Below are 25,418 nucleotides of genomic sequence, written 5' to 3'. Positions count from 1 at the left end.
GCGTGAGGGGGTAGAAATAGCTTCTACCCCCGGTTTTTATTCGGCTTTTTTGAGTTCGGCAAACCACTTGGCATTATGGTGGGAAGTGTATTCGGCATCTACATAGCCGTCGATCATCATGGATGCGAATTCCACCCTTGATTTAGGATGGATGGCCGCTAGGAAGAAATGTCCTAAAACAGCTAGTATCAGGATAACAGCTGTCCAGAAATGGATTTTCCAGGTAAGCCAGACTAATACAGGTGGCATGGAGTGTTTTAAAAGCCACATGGGAAAACCGGTTACAATCATAAGGATGCAGCCGGCAATTACTAAAAGCCCCAGCATTTTCTGACCTGCATTATATTTGTCCTGAGGAGGAATATGTTCGGCTTTGATAAAAGGAATATAGCCTCCCATCGTTTTGAGCCAGCCCAGGTCATCTTTAGTAAAGGTAGTTATAGTATCGATGAATTTAGCAAAACGTTCAAAGTTAAACAGGACATAAACCAGAGGAGCCAGAGTAAAGATTACTCCTGTCCAATGGTGAACATCAGAGGCTGCTGCTTCTCCGCCGAAAAGGTTAACAATGCCGGCTATATCGAAATAAAAGGCTATGCCGGTAAGGCCGAGAATTATAAAGCATATGAGGTGAACCCAGTGCATGGTTCGGGTTTGTTCACTGTGTTTTAAGACTTTGCCTTTGATTTCACTCATCACAATCCCTCCTGTTTAAATTTTAGGCGGCATGATGCCCGCCGTGAGCAGTCAGCTCGGTTATGAGTTTGGGGATGTCGTTGCCGTATTTAGTGTGCAGGAGATGATGAGCCTTTTCGCTTAAAGGTCTAACTTCCCCGGGAGAGAGAAATTCTTTGTATATCTGGATTATTTCTGGGTTTTCATGAGATTTTCTGATGGTCATTTTTTCATCCAGGGTATAAAGGCCGGCTATGCGCTTTTCAATATATTTATCACTGGCTTTGTAAATATCTATTCCTATTTTAGCCAGTACCCCGGCAAAAACAGCTGTAGCTGCCAGAATACCTGCACCTTTGAAAAACTGACGCCTGGTTATGCCGCTTTTTTCAACAAAAATGTTCATTTATCCCACCTCGCTTTTAGTAAGTGTCTCTTCTTATCGGCTGCCCGCCGCCGTTTATACATCCGCCCGGGCAGTTCATTACTTCTATAAAGTGATACTTGCTGCGACCGGCTAGTACATCTTCAACTACGCCATCGACATGGCTAAGGCCGGTTACTATACATACATTTAAAGGAACTGTCTTACCCAGTTCTTTTACTGGTATATTTACTGTAGCCTCGCGTACAGGCTTTCTGCCTCTTACGGCTTTAAATTCAACTACTCCCAGGGACTGTCCGCTTAAGATTTCATAGGCTGTGCGCAGGGCAGCTTCCATAACCCCGCCGGTAACTCCGAATATGGTAGCAGCACCAGTAGATGTACCTATAAGCCGGTCGGCTTGTTCTTCATTGGAAAGGCTTCTAAAATCTATACCGGCTTCTTTGATCATCTGAGCCAGTTCACGGGTAGTTATTACTGCATCAACATCCTGAAAACCGCTGGCAATCATCTCTTCCCGCTGACATTCAAACTTTTTAGCCGTACAGGGCATTACAGAAACTACAAACATGTCAGCCGGGTTTATACCTAGTTTTTCTGCGGCATAGGTTTTGGCTACTGCTCCGAACATCTGCTGGGGAGATTTGGCTGAGGAAAGATGAGGCAATATTTTAGGATATTTATCTTCGGCATATTTTATCCAGGCCGGACAGCAGGAAGTAAACTGGGGCAGAGGCCCTTCCTTCTCATATCCGGGCACTCCTGCATGGGCAAAGATACGGTGAATAAGTTCGGTGCCTTCTTCCATGATGGTAAGGTCAGCCGTAAATTCCGTATCATATACCTTGTCAAATCCTAACTTTCTAAGTGATGCAAACATCTTCCCTTTGACATTGGTTCCAGGTTCCAGTCCAAATTCTTCTCCTAGAGCCACCCTCACCGCAGGTGCTGTTTGTACAACCACAAATTTTTGGGGATCGGCTAGAGCTTTTTTTACCTTTTCCACCATGCTGATATCAGTTATGGCTCCGAAGGGACAGTTAATAAGACACTGGCCGCAGTTAACACATTTTTTGTGATCAATATAGTGTTTGACTCCGATGCGGCCCTGGATAGCACCTGTAGGACAGACTGATGTGCAGTGGTCACATGATTTACATTTTTTTTCATCGATATTAATGATTTCTTTAGTGGCGACAGTATTCACAAACCTTCCCTCCCCTGATTTTTGCTTTTAAAGTTTTAGTTGAAATAAATTTCCCCCCTCTTTAACTTGTGTTTTTATAAGCTATCCCTGACTGGGAATCCGAAACTTTATCATATTAAGTAAAATATATGTGACTTTTTTAACAAACTGTTCTATGAAAAGAAACCCGCTTGGAAAAGCGGGAAGAAAAAGAATGGGATTGGAAATTTAAAAATTATTACCTTATTATTAATAAAAACAATTAATAGTATAACCAAAAACAATGTATAGGATTAAACGAAAACCTTATTATTTAGTACTTATGGGAAATATAAATGTGAAAAATAATACATACTTAAATATATAATAATAAATTTTGCAGAGAAATAAATACAGAACAAGCTTATCTTTAAACTGACTAGGAAAAGAAAAAGTGCGTTTATCAGCATTTTTTAACTTATTATTTATTGTATGCAGAATTCAAAAGATGAAGGATAGATTGGGAAGTACAAAGATAAGTGTAAATAGGAAAGATTATAACAGACATATTTTTGTGCTGTTGAGGAAGAAAAAAGTACAGTGCATGCAATGTTTGCGGCATTTTCAGATAAGGGAGAACATATTTTGCAATAATATTTTGTTTTTGAATAATTTGCAAAAATATAGAAAAATTATACATAAATTGTTAAAATAAAATAAATAAATTTTTAAAATAAATAAATTTTATAAAATTTTTTCTTTTTTGAAGACGCATATGTTTTTGAGCTATAAACCTCAAAAATTCCCGGGAAGGTAATTTTGATGGCAGCAGGAAGTTGTTGTAAGGGGGGATGCCTTATGGTTTCTCTGAATTATTATTAAGGGGTTAAATTTTATAGATGTTTTGTTTAAAAACCGAGAGATAAAAAAGATGGGAAGTTGGAAGGAGTTTTAGATGAGATGGTTATGAATAATAAGGAGGAGTTTTTATGAACTGGTATCAAAATACAGGAATGAAAACGAAGATGATAATAGGATTTATGATTATAGCTTTTTTAGCCTTGATTATAGGAATATATGGAATTATTAATATTCGCAAGATCGATCAAATGGATGCCAATTTATATCAAAAGATGACAGTTCCGCTGGGGGAAATGGTAAAAATTGCTGACTCTTATCAAAGGATGCGCAACAATGTAAAAGATATTATTTTATCAGATGATCCCGAAAAAATAAGAGATTACGAAAACCGTATCCAAAAAAGAAATGAGGAATTTGCCAGCAATCTAGAAAGTTTTAGCAAGACTCTTATCACAGAGGAAGGGAAAAGAAGGACGGAGGAACTTTTTGAACAGAAGAAAAGGTATGATCAAATGATGGCAGAAGTTGTAAGTTTATCTAAAGCAGGCAAAAAAGAAGAAGCTAGGGAACTCCTCTACGGAGAAGCAGAAAAATTGCGCAAAGAAATGGAAGGAAATTATCATAGGCTTATGGAAATAAAAATTGAAAATGCAGAAAAAACAGCACTGGAAAATACAAAGACAGCGCAGAAAGCTACTAGAGCTGCTGTGTTATTTACTTTATTTGCTTTTATACTGGCCATAGCATTAGGAATTTTGATTGCCAATTCGATTACTAAACCATTGATGTTAGTAGTAAAACAGGCAGGGGATATAGCCGAGGGGGACCTGACGGGAGAAATACCGGAATTTCTATTAAGGCGGCGTGACGAAATTGGCGAACTATTGCAAGCTTTTGTGGAAATGAAAAATAAAATAGGAACCCTTTTGGAAGAAATTATGGTTACAGTAACTGAAACGGAAAAAGCTTGTTCTAAATTAGCGGGGGTTGTGGAAGAAGTTGGGGTCAAGGGAGAGAATATCAATGCAGCAGTAGAACAGATCGCGGCTGGCATGGAGGAGACAAGTGCGGCGGTAGAAGAGATTGCTTCTTCCAGCAGTGAAATAGGAGAAGGAGCTAAACAGCTGGAACTTAAAGCCAGGGAAGGACAGCAAAAAGTGGAAGAGATTGAAGAAAGAGCAGAAAAAATGAGAGAAGCAGCAAAAATATCCAGACAGACGGCTCAGAACATATATAATACTAAACAGCATGAAATCAAAGAGGCTATTACCGAGGCTAAAATTGTGGCGGAAATTGCCAAGATGACCGAGGTTATCGGTGAAATTGCAGGACAGACTAATTTACTGGCTCTGAATGCGGCTATTGAGGCTGCCCGGGCTGGAGATCAGGGAAGAGGTTTTGCGGTAGTGGCTGAGGAAGTCAGGAAACTGGCTGAACATTCAGCCCAGACGGCGGTAAATATTCAACAGGTTGTGCAGCGTGTACAGACGGCGGTAGACAGGTTAACAGTTAATGCTGAAGAGATACTCAAGTTTATCGATGATAAAGTTACTCCGGATTATGATGTTTTAGAAAAGACAGGTGAAATATATGCTCAGGATGCTAGATTTGTAAAAAATTTGACGGCGGATTTTACCTTGGCTGCTTCAAAAATTGCGGATTCTATTGCTGAGGTTAATAAGGCGATTGAAGGTGTGGCAGCAGCTATTGAAGAAGCTACTGCTTCTTCACAGGAAATAAGCAGCAATACTGCAGACACAGCTAAATCGTTAAACGATGTGGCTAAGGCTGCCCAAGACCAGGCGGAAAGAGCCAAAAAATTAGGTTTGGTTATGGCAAAATTCAAGGTTTAGCCCCAGGAAACGCTTCTTTTGCATTCCTGGATTTTATTTTAATATTTTCTATATTTTAGATGCTATTTGTCTGGCTTAGTACTAAAAAAGGTAGCAGGTATTTAATCAGTACCTGCTACCTTGGTTATTACCAACGGGAGCTTATCAGGTTATCCTGGTATGATTCAGGCTTCAATTACGGCCATCGTGCAACGGGAGACGCAGATCAGGTTTTCGCTTTCATCATATATCTTTATATCCCATATTATAGTGCGTTTTCCTATGTGCAGGGGTTTCCCTATTGCTTTTACCAGGCCGTGGCTTACGCTGCGGACGTGATTGGCATTTATCTCCAGGCCTACAGCTCGTTGTGTTTTAGCATCGATAAACTGATAACTGCCGGCAGAAGCTACGGTTTCTGCAAGTACCAGGGATACTCCGCCGTGCATTATGCCAAAAGGCTGGTATACTTTGGGGCCTACTGGCATAACAGCAACTACCCGCTCCGGGGTAAATTCCGTTATCCTTATATCCAGGGTCTCCAAAACGGTGCCTCGGACCTCAAAAGGGGTTTTATCTTCCACGCTTTCTCCTCCTTCCCCACCCGTTTATATTATTTTACAGAATTTTCCCGCCAATTTAAAGGGTTTTATATATAAACTGGTTTTTCACATATGGAAATTATTATTTCTTTAATTTTTTGCAGAAGCTGGGAGGAAGGAGGAGATATTTCTTCCAGTTCATAATCGATTCCCAGCATAGACCATTTATGTCGGCCCAGGGTATGATAGGGCAAAAGATCAATTCTTTCTACGGTAGCCAGGTTTTTTATAAAATAAGCCATATTTTCTATATCTCTCGGGTCATCAGTATAGCCGGGCAGGACTACATATCTTATCCAGAGAGGTACACCATGTGCGCTTATTATTTTTAGATTTTCCAGGTTTAGAAGATTATAAAAACCGGTTAAAAGGCGGCTTTTTTCCGGATGCATGTGTTTGATGTCGGCTAGGAATAGATCAGTATAAGGAATTATTTTAAGTACAGTATCTGATTTTACATAAAGTGAAGTATCGATAGCAGTATGGATTTTTTCCTCCTGGCAAAAAGATAATATTTGTTTAAGAAATTCGGCCTGCAGGAGAGGCTCGCCTCCAGAGAAGGTCACCCCTCCACGGGAAGCATCAAAATAAGGCTTTCCCCGCTTTATTATTTCTATAAGCTCTTCTGCTTCATATTTACGGGCAGAAGGAGAGCCTAACTTCCAGGCATCCGGGTTCTGGCAGTATTTGCAGCGCAAGTGGCAGCCCTGCATGAAGACTACGGTTCTTATTCCCGGACCGTCTACGGTGCTGAAGGAATCTATAGAGTGGATAATTCCGTACATAACCTTTTCTCCTCTCAAATTACATGGTTTTGTAGAAAGTGCGCATTATAATTTCTTCCTGCTGTTCCCGGCTGAGTTTTACAAAATGGACGGCATAGCCGGAAACCCGGATGGTGAGGTACGGATATTTTTCCGGATGTTCCATGGCTTCTTTTAAAGTTTCGATACTAAGAACATTTACATTGATATGGTGGGCTTCTTGTATAAAATAACCATGCAGCAGTGCTTTAAGGTTGTTTATCCTTTCTTCACTGTTTTTGCCTAGAGCCGAAGGAACAACGGAGAAGGTAAAGGAGATGCCGTCCTTGGCGTATTTATAAGGGATTTTGGCTACCGAATTTAAAGCGGCCAGGGCACCTTTTTCTTCTCTTCCGTGCAGCGGGTTGGCACCAGGAGCCAGAGGCTCTCCCTTTTTTCTTCCATCTGGGGTGGTTCCGGTATGTTTTCCATACATCACATTGGATGTGATAGTAAGTATGGAAAGGGTAGGTTCAGACTGCCGGTAAGTCTGATGTTTTTTCAGTTTGCTTATAAACATCTTCACCAGCTCTACCGCTATTTTGTCGACTTTATCATCGTCATTCCCGTATTTAGGGAAATCGCCTTCGGTTATAAAGTCTATGGCTATTTTTCTTTCATCATATACTGGTTTTACCCGGGCATATTTTATGGCACTTAAAGAATCGGCGGCTACGGAAAGGCCGGCTATGCCGAAAGCCATGTAGCGGTGGACCGATGAGTCGTGCAGGGCCATCTGCAGGCTTTCATAGGCATATTTATCATGCATGTAGTGGATGACATTCATGGTATTGACATAAAGTTCGGCCAGCCAGTCCATTTGCCGGGAAAGCCTTTCCATTATATCTTCATAGTCGAGGTATTCTCCCGTACATGGAGGAAGAGGGGGACCTACCTGTTCACCGGTTATTTCGTCCCGTCCGCCGTTTATAGCATAGAGCAGAAGCTTGGCTAAATTGCAGCGGGCCCCGAAAAACTGCATTTCTTTGCCAATTCTCATGCCGGATACGCAGCAGGCGATAGCATAATCATCTCCGTAAAATTCCCTCATTACATCATCATTTTCATATTGCAGGGCACTGGTTAAGATAGAGAGTTCACAGCAAAAACGGATGAAGTTAACGGGCAAGTTTTGCGACCATAATATGGTCATATTAGGTTCTGGCGCCGGTCCCAGGTTGCGCAGGGTTTGCAGAAAACGGTAGCTGGTTTTGGTGACCATGTGCCTGCCATCTATCCCGGCTCCTCCGATGGCTTCCGTAACCCAGTTGGGATCTCCGGCAAAAAGTTCGTTGTATTCTGGAGTGCGCAGATGCCTTACTAGACGAAGTTTTATTACAAACTGGTCAATAAGTTCTTGCGCTTCTTCTTCGCTTAAGGTGCCTTCTTTTAAATCACGTTCAATATAGATGTCCAGAAAGGTAGTGTTTCGGCCCAGACTCATGGCAGCCCCATTTTGTTCTTTGATGGCAGCCAGATAGGCAAAATAAAGCCACTGCACCGCTTCCCGGGCATTGGCAGCCGGCTTCCCTATGTCAAAACCATAGCTTAGGGCCATTTTTTTGAGGTCTTCCAGGGCTTTTATCTGTCTGGCTATTTCTTCCCTGAGCTGTATCATTTCCGGAGACATAAGGGGATTAAGGGATGTAAGATCTTTTTTCTTATGTTCAATCAGCCAGTCCACCCCATAAAGGGGAACCCGGCGGTAATCTCCGATTATGCGGCCGCGGCCGTATGAGTCAGGAAGCCCGGTGATGATGCCGACCCGGCGGGCTAAGCGCATGGCGGGCGTATATACGGAAAATACTCCGTCATTGTGAGTGGTGCGGTGCTGGGCAAAAAAGTCTATTATATCTGGAGCGGGCTCATAGCCGTATGCCCGGCAGGCTTTAACTGCCATGCGTAGCCCCCCGTAAAGGTTCATGGCTCTTTTCAGGGGTTCATCAGTCTGGAGTCCGACTATTATTTCTAAATCTTTATCAATATAGCCGGGAGCATGGCTGGTAATAGTAATAGGTGTTTCAGGGTCTACTTTGAGGACGCCTCCCTTTTTAAACTCAGCTTTTAAAAGTTCCTGGCATTTATTCCAAAGCCTGGCCGTTCTTTCCGTTTTGCCTTGTAAGAAAGAACTATCCCCATCATAGGGGGTGTAATTTTTTTGTATAAAGTCGCGCACATCGATTTCTTCCATCCATTTTCCAGGTCTAAAGCTGCGCCATTCCTGCATATTTATTCCTCCATTTTATTAAATATATTATTTATAATTATAAAACATGCGAAAAATTGTTGGTCATTTATCCTTTTTATAGGGGGATGGTTTATTTTTATCTCTTTTTTAGCATTTCCTTTTTCATCTTTATTATCCGTGTACGGGAAAAGATATGTTATAAGTATTTTAGCAGCTTTAGGTTATAATTTTGATGTGAGTTTGGTGGTAAAGCTGGGGGTTGCGGTTTTGTTTATATTAATCGGCAACTTTATGGGCCAGTTCAGACATAATTATTTTGTAGGGATTAAAACTCCCTGGACTCTGGCAGATGAAGATGTATGGCAGAAGACTCACCGCCTGGGGGCCAGGGTGTGGGTAATAGGGGGAATAGTCTGTTTTATAGCCTCATTTATAAACAGCATCTGGGGGAGCAGCATTATTTTTAGCTGCAGTTATAGCTATGGTTTTGATGCCGGTTATTTATTCCTATGTTTTTTTCCGGCAAAGTAAAAATTAAGAAGGAGATGAATTTTGGTCTGGGATGGAAGCAGTAAAAGAAAAAGCTGTGCTGGTAGGGATAAGAAAGCGAGGAGAAGATGACAAAACCTTTGCTTACCGGTTGGAGGAATTAAAGGGGCTGACCGAGGCGGCAGGAGGGGAAGTAGTTGGGGTTTTAACTCAAGCCCGAGAAAAACCAAGCCCTTCTATATATATAGGAAAAGGCAAACTTGAAGAATTAAAACATCTGACGGCGGAAAAGGAAGCTGACCTGGTAATATTTGATCAGGAGCTTTCGCCGGTACAGATTAGAAACCTTAAAGAGGCTCTGGAAGGGATAAAGATTGTAGACAGGACTCTTCTTATCCTGGATATTTTCAGCCAGCGGGCCCGCTCCCGGGAAGGGATACTGCAGGTAGAACTGGCCCGGCTTAATTATAAGCTGCCGCGCTTAACCGGTAAGGGAAAGGAAATGAGCCGTTTGGGCGGAGGGATTGGTACCAGAGGAGCAGGGGAACAGAAGCTGGAACTGGATAAAAGACATATAAGAAGAAGGATAGGCGAGATAGAAAGACAGCTGGAAAAAGTAAGGAAAACCCGGGAATTACACCGTAAGAAAAGACAGCGTTCAGGCCTCAAAGAAATTGCCCTGGTGGGTTATACTAATGCGGGAAAATCTACCTTGTTCAACCTGCTCTGCCGGGTTCTGCATGAAAGGAAAAGCGAAGAAGTCGAGGCTGATGACCGCCTTTTCCAGACTTTAGATACTACTACCCGGCGGATAAAGCTTAAAGGAGGGCGGGAAGTTTTAATAACGGATACGGTAGGATTTATTCAGGATTTGCCTCACCATCTGGTAGCTGCTTTCCGCTCCACTCTGGAAGAAACTGTTTATGCCGATATACTTTTGCATGTGGTAGATATTTCTGATCCTGAATATTTGAGTAAAATAGAGACGGTAGAAAAGGTACTTAAAGATTTAGGAGCAGATAACCAGGAGATATTAACTGTATATAATAAGGTTGATTTGCTAGAGGGGATACCGCATGAGAATCCAAATGGGATTTATATTTCTGCCCGCACCGGAAAAGGATTGGAGGTTTTGCTGGAAAAGATTGCAGGTATGTTGGATTAAGGGGATAATCCCTTATTTTTTTTATGGACAGTTTTGGCTTTATGCTGCTAAAATAAATTTCGGTGTATCAAAAATAGGAAAGCTGGTGAGGAAGAATTAGGTACAAGCTGAGATTTTTAATAACGCTGGCCGTAGTTTTTGCTCTCACCTTTGGGACGGGATGTTTAATAGGCAACCAGCTGAAAATTAGATTTTTTAACCCGGATGATAGCCAGGGTTTGCTGGGAAAAAACCGGGTTAATGTGCTTATAATGGGTATTGATGCGAGAAAGACAGAGCTTAACTCCCGCAGTGATACTATGATTCTGGCCAGTATTGATAAACAGTCCCGGCGGGCAGTTTTGATATGGATACCCAGAGATACCAGGATAGAGGTAAAACCCGGGGTTTCAGCCAAGATAAACAGTGTGAATCTGCTTAAGGGGCCGGAGGCAGCGTGCAGGACGGTGGGAGAACTCTTAAACTGTGAGGTAAAGTATTATGTGATTGTTAATTTTACCGGCTTTGCCAGGATAATTGACGCTTTAGGCGGAGTAAAGATTGATGTGGAAACCGATATGTACCACTATGATCCGGATCCTGCTTTAAGTATAAATTTATCCCAAGGTGAACAGGTGCTAAGCGGACAAGAGGCCCTGGGCTATGTACGTTACCGGGGTGGGCCTACTGCCGACATAGGACGTACCGCCAGACAGCAGAAGTTTATTAAAGCTTTGGCGGAACAGATGTTTAGCGGAGGCAATATATTAAAACTGCCGGGTTTGGTGCCAGAACTTATGGAAAATGTGCGTACTAATATCCCTTTGAGGGAAGCCATGCGTATGGCCAAAATGGCGAAAAGCTTTGACCCGGCTAATATAGTAACCCAGACTTTGCCCGGTTATTCTTTTACTGATCCCAAAACAGGGGCTAGCTACTGGGAAGCTGACCGGGAGATAGCTAAAGGAATAATTGATGATTTATTTAATGGCAAGACTTATGAAGTAGCTAAAGATCCTCCTAACTGGAAGGGAGGAGGAAGCAATCGGTATACCCCTGTTTCCCATCCTGCTGAAAATTATTCGTCCCTTAATCAGGACCTTAATGGAGAACAGAGAAAAGATTTATTTGTTCCCGAAGGGGAAAGCAGTGGAGATAATCTGCCTGTGGATAATAATATGCAGGCCGGTGCGGGTGAACAAGCAAGCGATGTTTTTAAGCCGGATGCAGATTTGCAACCTTAAATAATTGATTAAAGCTCTAAAGGGCCAATATAAAGGCTCTTTTTTGTTGGTAAGGCTTAAGTTATTTAAAGTTATTTTTAAGCATATTAATTAAACTTATAGATTGCTTACCTGCTGGGATGATGGTTATGGAAAAGGTTAAAAAGCCTGGTTAAATTTATTATCACCATTCACCATTCCAGCCGATATTACCATTTCTATGCCCCGATCAATGCTTATATCCAGGATTTTAACCTGTTCCTTGGGCATAATTACAAACCAGCCGGAAGTAGGGTTGGGGGTAGTAGGAATAAACAAGGTATATACATCGTTTTCCATAAAAGGGAACTGGTCATTAGTAACAAATGCCAGAGAGTATATGCCGGGACGGGGAAACTCGATAAGGGCTACCTTGCTGAAAGAGCTTTTTTCTTTGGAAAAAAAGGAGCTGGTTATTCGTTTGGTAGTCCCATATACTTTGCCTAATAGGGGTATTTTTACCAGGATTTCTTCCCACCAGGCGATGATTTTTTTACCGGCGATATTGGTAGAAATAAGTCCGACCAGGGTTACCAGGGTAATAGTGATTATAAAGCCCAGGCCGGGAATAGTGCGGCCTAGATAGTGGATTATAACTGGAGCCAGTATGCTGTCAATAGTGGAAAAAATCCAGTATGTAAAATAAATTGATATTACTATAGGAAGAAGAGTGGCCAGTCCAGCCAGAAAAAGAGATGCCAGCTTTTTCATAGGTTTACCTCCTGCCTGTGTGCGGTGTTTCTTTAAGAAAAATATTTTTGCTTGAAGATGGAGAAGGCCTGATTGAAAGATTTAAAACCTAGATCATCTATTTCCTCGATGTTTACTAAAGCTACCCCTTCGGCATCATCCCCTGCTTTAGGGATGCCGGGAGAAAGTTTTATATAATAAACAATGCTTATAATATCACCGTACATAGGGGTTAAGCTGTGAAACACCCCTATCAATTCTTTTATCACCCCATCCATATTAGTTTCTTCTTTAAGTTCTCTTAAGCAGGCTTGTTCTGGAGTCTCACCCGTTTCCACAAAGCCTGAGGGAAGGGTCCATATGCCTTTTAGAGGCTCAATCCCCCTTTTTATGAGGAGTATTTGGCGGTTGGTTTCAGCCAGGGCTACGGTTGTGGGCAAGGGGTTTTCGTAGTTGATAAACTGGCAGCTGGGACAGTATTGGCGTCTGCGACCGTAGCGCATACCCCACATAAGAGGGCTGGCACATAAAGGGCAGTATCTGTATTTATCCATTTTTTCACTTCCTGTTAAGATCTAGTATTTTTTCCCCATAAGTTAAGCTAAGCTTAAATATATATTATAATCAAAGTTTATCAAACTAGAAAGGGGAAGAGAGTATGGCTGACGTGATTGATTATACCATATATGGTGATGATATGCAGATAGTAGAAGTAGAACTGGATCCAGGAGAAGGAGTAAGGGCAGAAGCCGGGGCTATGATATATATGGATGAGGGTATAAGGATGCAGACCGGGGTGGATGGCGGCATTTTTAAAGGTTTTAAGCGGATGCTTACCGGGGAAAGCTTTTTTATTACTACTTTCCTGAATGAAGGCAAGACTAAGCAAAGAGTAGCCTTTGGTGCACCTTATCCGGGCAAGATCATTCCTGTTGATCTTAAAGATTTTAGGGGGGAGATCTTGTGCCAGAAAGATGCTTTTCTGTGTGCGGCCAAAGGGGTAGATATTGATATTGCTTTTACGAAGAGGTTGGGAGCAGGACTTTTTGGGGGAGAAGGTTTTATTCTGCAGAGAATAAGAGGAGATGGGATGGTTTTTATTCATGCTGGAGGAACTATAATTAAGCGAGAACTTGGGCGGGGAGAAGTGTTGAAGCTGGATACCGGATGTCTCACTGCTTTTTCTCCTTCGGTAGATTATGATATCCAGTTTATAGGTGGTTTTAAAAATGCTCTGTTTGGGGGAGAAGGCCTTTTTCTGGCCCGTTTGGAAGGCCCGGGGATAGTTTATATACAGAGCCTGCCTTTCTCCCGTTTAGCAGATCGTATTGTTTCTGCGGCCAGGTGGGGAAACAAGGATGAAAAAAGAGGTATAAGTATAAATTTTGACTAGAGGGACCCCTGGAGCTTTTGCTGTTTTTAAGGCGAAGCTTTTTAATATCCAGAAATAAGAGAATAATGACCTCTAGACAAGTGATGAAATATTTATTTTTTTTTGTCGTTTTGGTAAGAAAAAGTGATTTGATAGATGAAAGAAATAAAGTATAATTATGTCGTGTTGTGTTTAAAGTACGGATAGCAGGCAAAGTAAGGAGGGATTTTTTAAGTGAAAAGTTTGTGGAAAAAAGGTTTAGTTTTACTGCTCACCGTAGCTCTTGTGGCGGTTGTAGCCGGTTGTGGCTCTAAAGCAGACAGGAAGTTTTTAACCATTGCTACGGGTGGAACCGCAGGGACTTATTATCCTTTAGGGGGAGCTATTGCGGAAATACTTAACAGTAATATTGAAGGCATGAATGCAACTGCAGCATCAACTGGAGCATCAGTTGCTAATGTTAATCAGCTTAACAGTGGGGATGCTGATCTGGCTTTTATTCAAAACGATATTGCTTATTATGCTGCTAATGGTATAGAAATGTTTGAAGGCAACCAGGTTGAGGGACTTAGGGCAATAGCCAGTTTATATCCGGAAACTTGCCAGGTAGTTACTTTAAAGAAAACTGGTATACAAAGCATAGCAGATTTGAAGGGTAAAACCGTAGCAGTAGGAGCTGCCGGAAGTGGGGTTGAGGCTAATGCCCGCCAGATACTTAAGGCATATGGTATAACTTATGATGATATTAATGTTAAATACTTATCTTTTGCTGAGGCCGCCAACAGCTTAAAAGATGGCAATATTGATGCTGCTTTCTTGACGGCAGGGTTTCCTACCGCGGCGGTGCAGGATATATCTGCTCAGCATGATATAGTTCTGCTGCCGGTAGAAGGAAAAGCTCAGGAAAGCCTTTTGAAAGAATATCCTTTCTATACTAAAGTAGTTATCCCGGCCGGGACTTATCCGAAACAGGACAAGGATGTAGAATCTATTGCGGTAATGGCTATGCTGGTGGCAACAGATAAGATGGATGAGAGTTTAGCTTATGATATTACCAAGGCTATTTTTAACAATTTAGACCGCCTGGCAGCTGCCCATCCTGTAGGCAGGACTATAACCAAAGAAAAAGCCAGGGAAGGATTATCCATACCCATGCATAAAGGAGCGGAAAAGTTTTTTCAAGAGTAATTTTTAAGCTAGATGAGGTTATATGAAAAATATCAGGTGGCAGAATATAGGTATAAAGGCTGGTCTGTTTATAAGTTTTATAGTTATAGCTATAATTCTTTTTTATCCCGTGCCCACCCTGGTTTTAACAGCTGAAAGAGGGGATGAAGTTTTGCTTTTTCCCCTGCTTAAGGAAAAATCTTTTACTTATGAGTATTTACACTCAGTACAGAAAACCCCGGTGCAGGAGCATTTTGTCCCTGCACCGGGAAATGTAATTTTATTGACTTCTACTACTTATCAGTCTTTAGGTGTAGGTTTACCTTTTATGGAAGAAGAAGGAGAATTTATTGAAGAAAATGGAGTTTTCAGAATTGAAAATTTGAACCGTAAGTATGAGAAAATCACTTGGGGTTTTATGCCGATAGCCAGGCAAGCCCTGATTTATAAAGATAAAAAGTATAGGTTTGAAAATTATTGTCATCCAGGTGAACTACTAACCTTGAAAATAGAAAAGAAAAGTTTGGCTGCCATTTTATATAGAAACTGGCAAGCAGGAAAGGAGGCGGGAGAATGAAAGCTAAAGATGGCGCAGGCTTTAATGTGGATGAGTTTTTGGCTAAATATGACCGGGAGTCTGATTATCGCCGCTATAACGGGTTTTTTAGGCTGGTAATTGCCGTTATTGCCATAAGTTTTTCTCTTTTTCATATATATACCGGAATATTCGGAACTTTAGATGCCATATTGCAGAGAGCAGTTCATCTTTCTTTTGCTATGGCACTAGTTTTTTTGCTCTATCCGGCCCGTAAATCATGGTCTAGAGAACATTTGCATTTGATTGATGGAATTTTGGCAGTAGTTGCTGCTTTAGCCCCTCTTTATATTGTGTTTTTCTATCAGGAACTGGTTACCAGGGCAGGTATGGCTACACCTTTAGATATAGCAGTAGGAACATTAGGGGTTTTGCTGGTTTTAGAAGCAGCCCGCCGGGTAGTAGGCTGGCCGATTGTGACTATAGCAGTTATATTTGTAATTTATGCCTATGCAGGGCCTTATATACCGGGAGTATTTGCCCATAGAGGGGTAAACCTTACCCAGCTGGTGGAGCATCTTTACTTTACTACCGAAGGAATTTTCGGGATACCTTTAGGAGTTTCCTCGACTTTTATATTTCTTTTTATACTTTTTGCCTCCTATCTTGAAAAAACCGGTCTGGGCCAGTTTTTTATAGATCTGGCCAATGCGGTGGCCGGATGGGCCAGAGGGGGACCGGCCAAGGTATCAGTAATATCAAGTGGGTTTATGGGAACTATTTCAGGAAGCTCGGTGGCTAATGTAGCCGGTACGGGAAGCCTTACCATACCTATGATGAAAAAGCTGGGGTATAAGCCGGAATTTGCTGGTGCGGTAGAGGCGGCAGCCTCCACAGGAGGACAGCTTATGCCCCCTATAATGGGTGCGGCTGCTTTTCTTATGGCGGAATTTGTAGGGATGCCTTATATAGAAATAGTGAAGGCGGCTGTTATACCGGCTTTGCTTTATTTTACCGGCATAATGCTGGGGGTTCATTTTGAAGCCAGGAAGAGCGGTATGGAAGGAATACCTAGAGACCAGCTGCCCAGAATAGGCATGGTTTTAAAAGAACGCGGACATTTAGCTATTCCTCTTATAGCTATTATTTATCTTCTCGTAAAAGGCTTTTCGCCTATGAAGGCAGCCCTGTGGGCAATAGCTTTGACTATAATAACAGCTATGATCCGAAAGTCTACCCGCATATCCGTAAGGGATATTATAAAAGGTTTGGAAGATGGAGCCAGAAGTGCATTAGGGGTTATAATAGCCTGTGCTACCGCAGGTATAATAATTGGAGTAGTTACTAAAACCGGGCTGGGATTAAAGCTTGGTTCAGCCCTGATTGATTTGGCTAACGGCAATTTGCTTTTAACTTTGTTTTTTACCATGATAACCTCTATTCTTCTGGGTATGGGAGTGCCAACTACTGCTAACTATGTAATTACTTCCACTATTGCAGCTCCTGCTGTTATCGGACTTGGAGTGCCGATTTTGGCTGCTCATATGTTTGCTTTTTATTTTGGGATTATTGCTGATGTAACTCCGCCGGTAGCTTTAGCTGCTTTTGCCGGTTCTGGCATTGCGCGCAGCAATCCTATGAAAACAGGTATAAATGCGGCTAAACTGGCCATAGCGGCCTTTATTGTGCCGTATATATTTGTGATGTCTCCTGTACTTCTTATGATAGATGCGCATCTTTCGCAAGTACTTTTAGTCGTGATTACAGCTGTGGTAGGAATGGTGGGAATAGCTGCTGCTGTTTCCGGGTATTTTATTACCTATGGCAGGTTTTATGACCGGATTATGTTCTTTATAGGTGGGCTTTTAATGATAAGCCCCGGGCTCTATACTGATTTGGTAGGGCTCATAATTATGGTTTTCGCTTATATGCTGCAAAGGATTCGCCTGTCAAAAAAATGATGTTTAAAAGCCGGGAAATGAATGATCCCGGCTCTGTTTTTATGTTTAGAGTAGTATCAGGCTCTGGTTTTTGGTAGATACTAGCATGAGAGGTGTTTTATAATATTAGGGAAAGTCTGCATGTGAGGAGGCGAAAAAATGCCGAAAAAAAGGCAGGATATAGGTGAAGAGTATAAGTGGAAACTTTCCGATATCTATCCGGATGAAAAAGCCTGGTATGATGATTATTCCAAAGTAGAAAGGCTTTTAGGCGAAATGGAAAAATATAAAGGAAAACTGGGTTCTTCGGCCCGGGAACTTTATGAGGCCATAAAGCTCAGTGAAGAGATTGAGAGGCGGGGGGAAAAGCTTTATGTTTATGCCCGCATGAAGCGGGATGAAGATAATACTTTATCTTCTTCCCAGGTGTTATGCGATAAGGCAGAAATGCTGGGAGTCAAGGTCAACAGCCAGCTTTCCTTCATGATTCCGGAAATGATGGATATTCCTGATGAGGTGCTGGATAAGTTTTTAGAGGAACCGGAGCTTGCTCTTTATAAGCATTATTTTGACGAACTGAGGCGCAAAAAGGAACATATCCTGTCTGCTAACGAAGAAAAGATTCTGGCTATGACCGCCGACCTTTCTACAGCTCCTTCTCAGATTTTTAATATGCTTAACAATGCGGATATAAAATTCCCGGTAATAAAAGATGAAGAAGGAAAAGAGGTAGAGCTAACTAAAGCCAATTTCGGGCGTTTTATGGAAAGCCCTGACCGGGAGGTAAGAAAGGAGGCATTTAAGGCTCTTTACAGTTCTTATGCTAAGCTTAAAAATACCCTGGGAGCTACTTTGAATTCCTCTATAAAGCGGGATATTTTTTATGCCCGGGTGCGCCAATATTCTTCGGCCCTGGAAGCCTCTCTGGATGGGGATAATGTGAAGGTCGAAGTCTATGAAAACCTTATCGCTACCGTACACAAGCATATAGGTGCTTTGCATAAATATATTGCCTTGCGCAAAAAGGTTTTGGGTGTAGATGAACTCCATATGTATGACTTATATGTTCCCCTGGTTAAAGAATATAAAAAGGAGTATGACTATAATAAGGCGAAGGAGCTGGTGCTGGAAGGCTTAAAAGTTTTGGGCGATGATTATGTTAACCAGCTGAAGAAGGGTATGGAAAACGGCTGGATAGATGTCTATGAAAATGAAGGAAAAACCGGGGGAGCTTATTCCTGGGGCTGTTATGACAGCCATCCTTATGTTTTGCTTAATTATGATAACCGGCTGGATGATGTTTTCACCCTGGCTCATGAGATGGGACATGCCCTGCACAGCTATTATTCCAATACTAATCAGCCTTATGTTTACAGCCAGTATCCCATTCTTCTGGCCGAGGTGGCATCTACGGTAAATGAGTCGCTGCTTTTAGATTATATGCTTAAGAATACTAATGACGAAAAAGAAAAACTGTATCTCATAAATCATTACCTGGAAGAATTCCGGGGCACTGTCTACCGGCAGACTATGTTTGCCGAATTTGAAAAGATAGTGCATGAAAAGGTAGAAAAGGGAGAGCCGGTTACCGTAGACGAGTTCTGCAAGATTTACCGGGAGCTTAACCGCTTCTATTATGGTGATGAAGTAGTTTTAGATGATGAAATATCCCTGGAATGGGCAAGAATTCCTCACTTCTATTCAGCATTTTATGTTTATAAATATGCCACCGGCTTTTCTGCTGCCACGGCGATAAAAGAAGATATAAAAGAGGGGGGAAGGGAAGCTGTAGAGAGATATATGGAATTTCTTAAAGCAGGAGGTTCTGATTATCCTCTTAATATACTTAAACGAGCCGGGGTTGATCTTACTACCCCGGAGCCGATAGAAAAAGCGCTTAACTATTTCGCTTCCCTGGTAGAAGAGATGGAAAAGCTGGTGAAATAGGAAGAAAGGCTGTTCTGGTAGGTTAAGACCAGAACAGCCTGATTTGTTTTTATAACACTAATATAATCTGCTTTAACTGAGCATAACTATACTATGAATGGATGGGTTAAAGGAGGTTAAAGTGGTGGCCTGTTTAATGCGGGAAGATGAGCTGGAGCGGAGTTTGCGCCGTTTTTACAGCAATCTAGAAAATTTTAAAAACTATGACCTGTTGATAGGGGTTCTTTTTACCCCAGGAGATAACGACCTTCCGGAAATGCTCAAAAAAGTGGATAAGCTTCTTTTAAAATGGATGGGCAAAAGGCAGCTTATCGTATGTATAGGTGAAGGCGGAAAAGATGAAGAAACCGATTTTGAAAGGTTTAAGCTGCATCATCCCTATCTTGTATACTACCTGCCGGAAGGCATACAGGGTAGAGGGATGAAGGTAAGAGCGCTTCTGGAGATGGGCAAGTTTATTCACGCTGATCTCCTGTTCTTTTCCCCTGAAGCTCTGGGTCTGCTTAATGATAAAGGTTATTTGGGAATAGATCAGTTTATATTTCCGGTACAGAATGATTACGATATAGTTTTAGGGGATTTTAAAGCCGATATAGATAAAGAGCTTTTGCATCTTCTTTTAGTAGCGCCGGTTTTAGAAGCCTTTTATGGTTTATATTTGGAAAACCCCTGGGGAGGAATTTATGCCCTGGCGCATGATTTTATTGAGGAGCTGGCTCATGAAGCGCGTTTCTGGGGAGAGGTAATAAGCGGGGAAGGGATAGATTTTTGGCTTTTAAGCAGGGCTTTATGCTGGAATAAAAATATCTGCCTGGTTGATTTAAAAGCAGAACGGAGCTTTAGTTTTACTGCTGACAGCAGGATGGTAGAAGAGAATTTGAAAACTTTACTTGCTGCGATAAAAAGAGATAGTGCAGTATGGCTTAAAGACCGTCTGGTTACCAGAAAGGTAGATAGCGGCAAATATAGCTTAAAGGGCAAAAGAAGCCTTTTTTATACCGATTTGTTGCCACGCATGCGGGAGGCCTTGGAAAACGGCTATCAGGAAGAGAAAAACCGTTTAACGACTCTAAAGCCGGTGTATCCCACCGAAGTAAAAAGGTTGTTAAGACATGGGGAAGAAATGGATGAAGCAAGATGGGCATATGTGCTTACTGAACTTATGCTTTTATATTCGTTTGCTGAAAATGGAGATACTGATGAAATAATAAGCATTTTAACTGCCTGTTATACTGCTTATGGGGTTAATTTTATAAAAAAACTGCAGTTTTTTGCGGAAGAACTTAAAAACCTAGAGAAAGATGAGAGAAGAAAATTTTTAGGTCATAAAGCAGATGAAATAAGAGGGGTTCTAGCGGAGAGATTAAAAGAGATAAAACCTCATTTTAACCGGCGCTGGCTGGAATTAAAAGAACAGCACAAGCCGCCCATTATACCTCTAGGATATATGGAGTATGTGCCTAACAAACCGATTGTAGTTCCTAAAACTATAACCGGCAAAGATGAGAGAATAGTTAATACCGATGCTATTTTTCGGCATTTGCGCAAAGTATATGAGGAGAGATTTAATCGCTTTTTAAGTGATGGCCTGGGAATAAAGGGAGATTTATCTCCTAGTCTTATCATCAGTGCGGTAGAAAGCTTCATGTCCAGGCTGGAAAAAGCTTTGGAAGAGCTCTTCCCGGGAAGATTGGATACAGAAGAAGGGCTAAATGATTTCATAAATAAGATTATGGAAATGTTTCCCCAGGAAATGCTGACCATAAATGATGAGATGTTAAGGGAAATGGTTATGCGTTTCCCGCCTTTAAACCTTATGATACCATTAGGTTTTTACAAACCCCAGGATTTGATAGAGAATATGGATGTGCGCGATGCTGTAACTTATGCCAATCTTATTGAAAGCTGGAGTTATACAGATAGAGACCTTTTATGGCTGGTGGAAAACATAAGGCCGGAGAGTTTTGGTAAAGTAAAGGTTAAACCTCTAGTTTTAAAAGATGATATTGTACAGGGGGGCGGCCTTAGCGGGCATAAAATAAGCTACCTTAACCGGATAACAGCAAGGATAGCCGTAAGAAAACTGCCTGAGGAAAGAGGAGGTAAATATCCGCGTTTGCGTTATTTTACCAGTATTTTGCGCCGGCTAGCCCTAGCCGAAAGTTATGATGAATTATTTGCCCTTATTGTTAAACAGAGAAAAAATATGGGAGAAAAGCTGAAAAATTCGCTTATTCCCCTGGCTAAAGGTGAAGATTTTTCCGCTTATCATATTTTTGAAAATTATCAGCACCGCCGGCTAGTCAATAGGATAAGGAATCTGGCAGATAAATTGAGAGAGGAAGGGGAAGAAGAAAAGGCCCGGCTTTTTGAGCTTATGGCTGATGGGTATGGTTTGAGCCAGGTTCTGGAGGACGGTACCTTTTTAAGCTGTACCGCCTGGAGCTGGGCCGGATACAGCTTTAAAGGAGGGCTTAAAATCCCTACCCCCTTTACTACCAGTGTGGAGAGCCGCTGGTTTAATCATGAGTTTTTGGAAGTTTTGTACCAGGAACTGGGGTATAATGCGGGGGAAATAAAAGATATAGTTTATCGTTTAATTCAGCAGGGAAGAAGCAGCCATAATCTTTTAGATACCCTGCTGCCTACCAGGCCTAAAGATGTAACCGTAGTGGTGCAGGAGATTACTAACGAGCCGAGCAGATATCTTAAGAGATATGAAAAAAATCCGATTCTGGAACCTATAAAAGAACACAGCTGGGAATCCAAATATGTCTTGAATCCGGGGGCCTTACGCATAAGGGACAAAGTTTATCTTTTCTACCGGGCGGTAGGTGAAGATAATGTTTCCCATATAGGATTGGCAATCACCGATGGATTTGATGTTATCGAAAGACTTCCCCGTCCGATATTTTCGCCGGCTATTCCGGAAGAGAAGATGGGATGTGAAGATCCGCGGGTAATTATAATGGGAGATAAGATCATTATGCTTTATACGGCTTATGATGGAAATATTGCCCAGGTAGCCTGTGCTTCCATAAAACTGAGCGATTTTGAAAAAGGGAAATATACCGCCTGGAAAAGAGAAGGCCTGGCCTTTACTAATATATGGGATAAAGATGCTATTATCTGGCCGGAAAAGATAAAAGGCAAGTATGTTATTTATCACCGTATTGAGCCTAGTATATGGGTAACCTATACCGATGAGCTTAAATTTCCTATAAAAGAGAAACATGCCATAATTGCCGGGCCAAGGCCGGGGCGCATGTGGGATTCCTTAAAAATAGGTGCTGGTGCTCAGCCGCTCAAGACTAAATATGGCTGGCTGCTTATTTACCACGGGGTTGACCACAATTATATATACCGGCTGGGAGTCCTGCTGGCAGATATGGAAAATCCAGGCAGGATACTGTACCGTTCCCTTAATCCTATTCTGGAGCCGGAAAAAGATTATGAGGTGGGGCTGGATGGAGCCTGGGTTCCCAATGTAGTCTTTACCTGTGGAGCAGTACCGGCCGAAGACAAAGAAATACTCGAAGATGATGACGAAATCCTGGTCTATTACGGAGCAGCTGATACGAGCATAGGGGTGGCTACCGGAAAACTGGCAGATCTTATTCCGGAAGGTTTCAGAAAAGAGTATTAATAAAAATATTTGCCGTTTGCAAAAGCAGCTTGTAAGGGCTGCTTTTTTCCTGACTTTATCAGTTAACCCCTTAAAAAAGCCTGAAAACAGGCAAACTTAAAAAATAAAAATGTACAAATTGTACCCACACCTGTTTTACCAGGCAAAATCTCCAGTTTATTCCATGGATAAAATATTCTAAGTGAGAGCAATTCTTAAAACCCTTAAAATATGATTGGCTATATCATCTGGTCGCATTTTTATCAAAAATTTTTTCATCGTTTACCTCCAGTTCCATGAAATTTAAAGAGTTTAGGGCTTCCTTTATCTTCTCAGCACTAACATTTATTCCTTTTTTTCTTAACTTGAACTCCAATGTCCTTTCCAGTAAAAAGGCCAGAAAACATATTACAAAATGTCCTTTTATCCTTTTCCTGGTCCAGTGAAATATCGGTCTTACTTCTAATGCGCTTTTCATTATCCGCAACCATTATCTTTCCTTTACTATCAATCAGCAATCCCATTACTACCTGCACTTCATTTACCTTGTTCGCTTTGCTGAATCCAAAGTCCCTTAAATCATCTTTATTTATATTCTCAAAATGAAAGGCAGTTACATCATAAAACACTATATCGACATTCATATTGAACAAAGATAGGTTTTAGATTTTTTAAAATGCGATGCCTATTTTTAGGCCTTCGTCAGCTTTCTTTAGCTGTTTTTGGTGATTAACTGATAAACACAGGAGTAACTTAAGTACATTATATATATGTATATGTACATTATGTGCTAATAAGTGGAAAGAGTGTATAAAATTTTAGTAGGCAAAAGGGAGTATGAAGAAGAAAAGAAGAAGGAAGGAAAAAAGTTTAAAGATAAAGAAAAGAGACCTGGTAGTAATACAAAAATCTCCCGGGAGTGGAAAAAAATGTTGCATTCTAATATATTATATATATAATTAATATATGCGCGCGCTATATTAATGGAAGGATGTAGATAAGGTATAAAGAGCTTTTTAAACCTAAGATTAAGTATTTCGTAAATTCATATAAGTTTATTTTTTTTGAAAGCTAAATTACAGAAAGGGAGATTATTATGGTTAATCAACTTAAAACTAATCCTATAAGAACCCTCCTTGTAGTAGTTCTTTGTTTTATTATAGCTGTAACACCTGCAGCGATTGGCGTTGGATTATCTGAGATCTATCGCGGAAACAACGAAATACAATCTATTGAAATTAAAGGAATACAGCATGAAGAATTAGTTGCAGAGGCTTTGGCTAATAGTCAAGTACAAGAACTAATGGAAATACTTATAGGACCTAATGCATCGATAAATCTAGGCGAGTCTCATGAAATTAAGATAGGTGAACTAACTGCACAAACTGTTTCACTTTATGCAGGCAAGGAGAATAGTATTAATATCAAATATGCAAATGTCAATGGAGATATCTTAGTGGGTGCACTAGTGTTTGAAAACTCACAAAAAATTGTAGTCTATGATGTAATTGACAAAAAAATATACAACACATCTGTAGTAGAAATTGTCGATAATAAAGAAGACTCTATCCCGATGATTGGAGTAGTGCAACATCTAAAAATTAACGCCGATAAAGGTGTAAGAACAACTTGGATTGAAGGTCCATATGCAGAAAACGCTATTAGTTATAGCAAATCAGTTGAGTTGAATTCTACAGGAGATTTTCAACTACTTTCAAATAATTGCTCATGGTGTACACATGCATGTGGAATAGTTGCGTCCCTAGGTTGTGGATTGAGTGCTTTTGCAAGGTGTTTACTACTATGTAATGTAAATTTGGTTTGTGAAGGTATTTGCAACGCAGTATGGATAGCTCTTTGTTACGGTTTTGTTGGTGCAATTGATTGCCCCAAATTGTGTAGCAATATGGGATATTGTCCATAATAGTTTATTTAATGTGTAACGCTAAACATAGCGTTACACATTAAATAATTATCTTATTTGTATACAGGGAGGTAGATTGTTAATGTTTAATATTTTGATTGTCAATAGTATTTTCTTATTGGTGTTTGCTTTTGTTCTACTTTTACCTTTTCATCTTAAAGATGTAAATTCACGGTATTATAGAGGTTTTTTAAAGTTTATACCTGACTTATTAAAAACTAGATATTATGCATGTATGCTTTTGTTTGTTGTAACAGGTATTATTGTAGGGAATACTGCTCGGGTTGTAAGCGAGTCAATAGTTTTTGGTTTATTATGTATAATTATTTTTATTATTATTATTTTTCCATTCTTCTTTTGGTTGCCTTTTGTTATTCGCAATCTTTTTCCAGATAAATATAAGGGGATTTGGAAAAAGATTGGCGATTGGCTCGAAGGTCCCAGGTATTTATTTAAACGCGAATAAGTAAATTATTCAGAACCGTAACAACAAGCGTGAATGGCTGTCAATACTAACTACCGATACAACGCTCGAAGACCAGGAAATCATTCGTATTTACGGCATGAGATTGAGTATCGAAGTATTTTTCAAAAGTGCCAAATCACTGCTAAAACTAGGCTCCGAATTCCAGGGCAGAAATTACGATATGCTCATAGCCCATACAACCATTGTTTTTACCAGATATATTTTGCTGGAATGGGAACGACGTAACAACTAGGATTCACGTAGTTCCGGAGAAATATTCTATTTGTTATGCGATGAGGTACAGGATATTGACTACCAGACTGCCATACGGTATCTTTTGCTTTTT

At 40.9% G+C, this 25,418-nt stretch carries 20 protein-coding genes and 2 pseudogenes; 13 read left to right on the top strand and 9 right to left on the bottom strand.

Translation table 11 applies throughout. From position 1 onward, the window contains the following. Nucleotides 1-36: 36 nt before the first annotated feature. The 3 genes from BUB92_RS07790 to BUB92_RS07780 are packed head-to-tail and all read right to left on the bottom strand — an operon-like array spanning nucleotide 37 to nucleotide 2,267. Nucleotides 37-696, bottom strand: a complete 660-nt coding sequence (locus BUB92_RS07790; RefSeq protein WP_073092472.1) for a formate dehydrogenase subunit gamma — start codon at nucleotides 694-696, stop codon at nucleotides 37-39. A 22-nt stretch (nucleotides 697-718) separates the two neighbouring features. Then, nucleotides 719-1,081, bottom strand: coding sequence for an iron hydrogenase small subunit (locus BUB92_RS11975; RefSeq protein WP_073092469.1), 363 nt, complete (start codon nucleotides 1,079-1,081; stop codon nucleotides 719-721). A gap of 16 nt (nucleotides 1,082-1,097) precedes the next feature. Beyond that, nucleotides 1,098-2,267: a [FeFe] hydrogenase, group A gene (locus BUB92_RS07780; RefSeq protein WP_073092466.1), complete on the bottom strand. Its 1,170-nt coding sequence runs from the start codon at nucleotides 2,265-2,267 to the stop codon at nucleotides 1,098-1,100. 947 nt (nucleotides 2,268-3,214) lie between these two features. On the opposite strand from BUB92_RS07780, the gene BUB92_RS07775 reads away from it, so the two are divergent. Then, complete coding sequence (locus BUB92_RS07775) at nucleotides 3,215-4,939, top strand: methyl-accepting chemotaxis protein (RefSeq protein ID WP_073092463.1); 1,725 nt, start codon at nucleotides 3,215-3,217, stop codon at nucleotides 4,937-4,939. A gap of 164 nt (nucleotides 4,940-5,103) precedes the next feature. Here BUB92_RS07775 and BUB92_RS07770 read toward each other — a convergent pair whose 3' ends face one another. From BUB92_RS07770 to pflB, 3 genes are all read right to left on the bottom strand, one after another. Next, nucleotides 5,104-5,502 carry a hotdog fold thioesterase gene (locus tag BUB92_RS07770; RefSeq protein ID WP_073092460.1) on the bottom strand — a complete coding sequence of 133 codons (399 nt, stop codon included), beginning with the start codon at nucleotides 5,500-5,502 and terminating at the stop codon, nucleotides 5,104-5,106. A 65-nt stretch (nucleotides 5,503-5,567) separates the two neighbouring features. After that, nucleotides 5,568-6,305, bottom strand: a complete 738-nt coding sequence (gene pflA, locus BUB92_RS07765; RefSeq protein WP_073092457.1) for a pyruvate formate-lyase-activating protein — start codon at nucleotides 6,303-6,305, stop codon at nucleotides 5,568-5,570. A 19-nt stretch (nucleotides 6,306-6,324) separates the two neighbouring features. Continuing rightward, nucleotides 6,325-8,550, bottom strand: coding sequence for a formate C-acetyltransferase (pflB, locus tag BUB92_RS07760; protein ID WP_073092454.1), 2,226 nt, complete (start codon nucleotides 8,548-8,550; stop codon nucleotides 6,325-6,327). A gap of 228 nt (nucleotides 8,551-8,778) precedes the next feature. Here pflB and BUB92_RS11375 point away from each other — a divergent pair, with 228 nt between their 5' ends. The 3 genes from BUB92_RS11375 to BUB92_RS07745 all read left to right on the top strand — a co-directional run bounded on the left by BUB92_RS11375 (nucleotide 8,779) and on the right by BUB92_RS07745 (nucleotide 11,388). Continuing rightward, nucleotides 8,779-9,042 carry an SdpI family protein gene (locus BUB92_RS11375; RefSeq protein WP_143156899.1) on the top strand — a complete coding sequence of 88 codons (264 nt, stop codon included), beginning with the start codon at nucleotides 8,779-8,781 and terminating at the stop codon, nucleotides 9,040-9,042. A 31-nt stretch (nucleotides 9,043-9,073) separates the two neighbouring features. Further along, nucleotides 9,074-10,165, top strand: a complete 1,092-nt coding sequence (gene hflX / locus BUB92_RS07750; protein ID WP_073092448.1) for a GTPase HflX — start codon at nucleotides 9,074-9,076, stop codon at nucleotides 10,163-10,165. Between the two features lie 218 nt (nucleotides 10,166-10,383). Next, nucleotides 10,384-11,388: an LCP family protein gene (locus BUB92_RS07745; protein WP_073092445.1), complete on the top strand. Its 1,005-nt coding sequence runs from the start codon at nucleotides 10,384-10,386 to the stop codon at nucleotides 11,386-11,388. A 138-nt stretch (nucleotides 11,389-11,526) separates the two neighbouring features. Here BUB92_RS07745 and BUB92_RS07740 read toward each other — a convergent pair whose 3' ends face one another. Together BUB92_RS07740 and BUB92_RS07735 are read right to left on the bottom strand one after the other, a co-directional pair. After that, the gene (locus BUB92_RS07740; protein ID WP_073092442.1) at nucleotides 11,527-12,117 is read right to left on the bottom strand and encodes a DUF502 domain-containing protein; all 591 of its coding nucleotides are present in this window, start codon (nucleotides 12,115-12,117) and stop codon (nucleotides 11,527-11,529) included. Nucleotides 12,118-12,149: 32 nt separating this feature from the next. Then, complete coding sequence (locus BUB92_RS07735; protein WP_073092439.1) at nucleotides 12,150-12,650, bottom strand: NUDIX hydrolase; 501 nt, start codon at nucleotides 12,648-12,650, stop codon at nucleotides 12,150-12,152. A 104-nt stretch (nucleotides 12,651-12,754) separates the two neighbouring features. Between BUB92_RS07735 and BUB92_RS07730 the strand changes: the two genes are divergently transcribed. From BUB92_RS07730 to BUB92_RS11245, 6 genes are all read left to right on the top strand, one after another. Next, entirely contained in the window at nucleotides 12,755-13,489 is a 735-nt protein-coding gene (locus BUB92_RS07730; RefSeq protein WP_073092436.1) for a TIGR00266 family protein, read from the top strand. Between the two features lie 213 nt (nucleotides 13,490-13,702). Further along, complete coding sequence (locus tag BUB92_RS07725) at nucleotides 13,703-14,656, top strand: TAXI family TRAP transporter solute-binding subunit (RefSeq protein ID WP_084728408.1); 954 nt, start codon at nucleotides 13,703-13,705, stop codon at nucleotides 14,654-14,656. 22 nt (nucleotides 14,657-14,678) lie between these two features. Continuing rightward, nucleotides 14,679-15,212: a DUF1850 domain-containing protein gene (locus tag BUB92_RS07720; protein WP_073092433.1), complete on the top strand. Its 534-nt coding sequence runs from the start codon at nucleotides 14,679-14,681 to the stop codon at nucleotides 15,210-15,212. After that, entirely contained in the window at nucleotides 15,209-17,131 is a 1,923-nt protein-coding gene (locus BUB92_RS07715; protein ID WP_073092430.1) for a TRAP transporter permease, read from the top strand. The genes BUB92_RS07720 and BUB92_RS07715 overlap by 4 nt, the downstream gene beginning before the upstream one ends. 138 nt (nucleotides 17,132-17,269) lie before the next feature. After that, complete coding sequence (pepF, locus tag BUB92_RS07710; protein ID WP_073092427.1) at nucleotides 17,270-19,057, top strand: oligoendopeptidase F; 1,788 nt, start codon at nucleotides 17,270-17,272, stop codon at nucleotides 19,055-19,057. A gap of 124 nt (nucleotides 19,058-19,181) precedes the next feature. Further along, complete coding sequence (locus tag BUB92_RS11245; protein WP_159432320.1) at nucleotides 19,182-22,703, top strand: glycoside hydrolase family 130 protein; 3,522 nt, start codon at nucleotides 19,182-19,184, stop codon at nucleotides 22,701-22,703. Nucleotides 22,704-22,880: 177 nt separating this feature from the next. On the opposite strand, the pseudogene BUB92_RS11825 reads toward BUB92_RS11245, so the two are convergent. After that, a pseudogene (locus BUB92_RS11825) lies at nucleotides 22,881-23,166 on the bottom strand (IS1634 family transposase); the annotation flags it as partial. A 612-nt stretch (nucleotides 23,167-23,778) separates the two neighbouring features. Between BUB92_RS11825 and BUB92_RS07695 the strand changes: the two are divergent. From BUB92_RS07695 to BUB92_RS11820, 3 genes and pseudogenes are all read left to right on the top strand, one after another. After that, complete coding sequence (locus BUB92_RS07695) at nucleotides 23,779-24,606, top strand: hypothetical protein (protein ID WP_073092421.1); 828 nt, start codon at nucleotides 23,779-23,781, stop codon at nucleotides 24,604-24,606. 82 nt (nucleotides 24,607-24,688) lie between these two features. Continuing rightward, a complete protein-coding gene (locus tag BUB92_RS07690) occupies nucleotides 24,689-25,072 on the top strand; it encodes a hypothetical protein (protein WP_073092418.1) in 384 nt (127 codons plus the stop codon). Nucleotides 25,073-25,079: 7 nt separating this feature from the next. Beyond that, nucleotides 25,080-25,418: pseudogene (locus BUB92_RS11820) on the top strand (IS4 family transposase); the annotation flags it as partial.

The organism is Thermosyntropha lipolytica DSM 11003, from assembly GCF_900129805.1.
Classification (GTDB): domain Bacteria; phylum Bacillota; class Syntrophomonadia; order Syntrophomonadales; family Syntrophomonadaceae; genus Thermosyntropha; species Thermosyntropha lipolytica.
This window is presented reverse-complemented; position numbering and strand designations above follow the sequence as displayed.

Coding starts and splice junctions, on each gene's coding strand:
- BUB92_RS07790 (WP_073092472.1), bottom strand. CDS start 696: ATGAGTGAAATCAAAGGCAAAGTCTTAAAACACAGTGAACAAACCCGA.
- BUB92_RS11975 (WP_073092469.1), bottom strand. CDS start 1,081: ATGAACATTTTTGTTGAAAAAAGCGGCATAACCAGGCGTCAGTTTTTC.
- BUB92_RS07775 (WP_073092463.1), top strand. CDS start 3,215: ATGAACTGGTATCAAAATACAGGAATGAAAACGAAGATGATAATAGGA.
- pflA (WP_073092457.1), bottom strand. CDS start 6,305: ATGTACGGAATTATCCACTCTATAGATTCCTTCAGCACCGTAGACGGT.
- pflB (WP_073092454.1), bottom strand. CDS start 8,550: ATGCAGGAATGGCGCAGCTTTAGACCTGGAAAATGGATGGAAGAAATC.
- hflX (WP_073092448.1), top strand. CDS start 9,074: ATGGAAGCAGTAAAAGAAAAAGCTGTGCTGGTAGGGATAAGAAAGCGA.
- BUB92_RS07740 (WP_073092442.1), bottom strand. CDS start 12,117: ATGAAAAAGCTGGCATCTCTTTTTCTGGCTGGACTGGCCACTCTTCTT.
- BUB92_RS07735 (WP_073092439.1), bottom strand. CDS start 12,650: ATGGATAAATACAGATACTGCCCTTTATGTGCCAGCCCTCTTATGTGG.
- BUB92_RS07730 (WP_073092436.1), top strand. CDS start 12,755: ATGGCTGACGTGATTGATTATACCATATATGGTGATGATATGCAGATA.
- BUB92_RS07720 (WP_073092433.1), top strand. CDS start 14,679: ATGAAAAATATCAGGTGGCAGAATATAGGTATAAAGGCTGGTCTGTTT.
- BUB92_RS07715 (WP_073092430.1), top strand. CDS start 15,209: ATGAAAGCTAAAGATGGCGCAGGCTTTAATGTGGATGAGTTTTTGGCT.
- pepF (WP_073092427.1), top strand. CDS start 17,270: ATGCCGAAAAAAAGGCAGGATATAGGTGAAGAGTATAAGTGGAAACTT.
- BUB92_RS07695 (WP_073092421.1), top strand. CDS start 23,779: ATGGTTAATCAACTTAAAACTAATCCTATAAGAACCCTCCTTGTAGTA.
- BUB92_RS07690 (WP_073092418.1), top strand. CDS start 24,689: ATGTTTAATATTTTGATTGTCAATAGTATTTTCTTATTGGTGTTTGCT.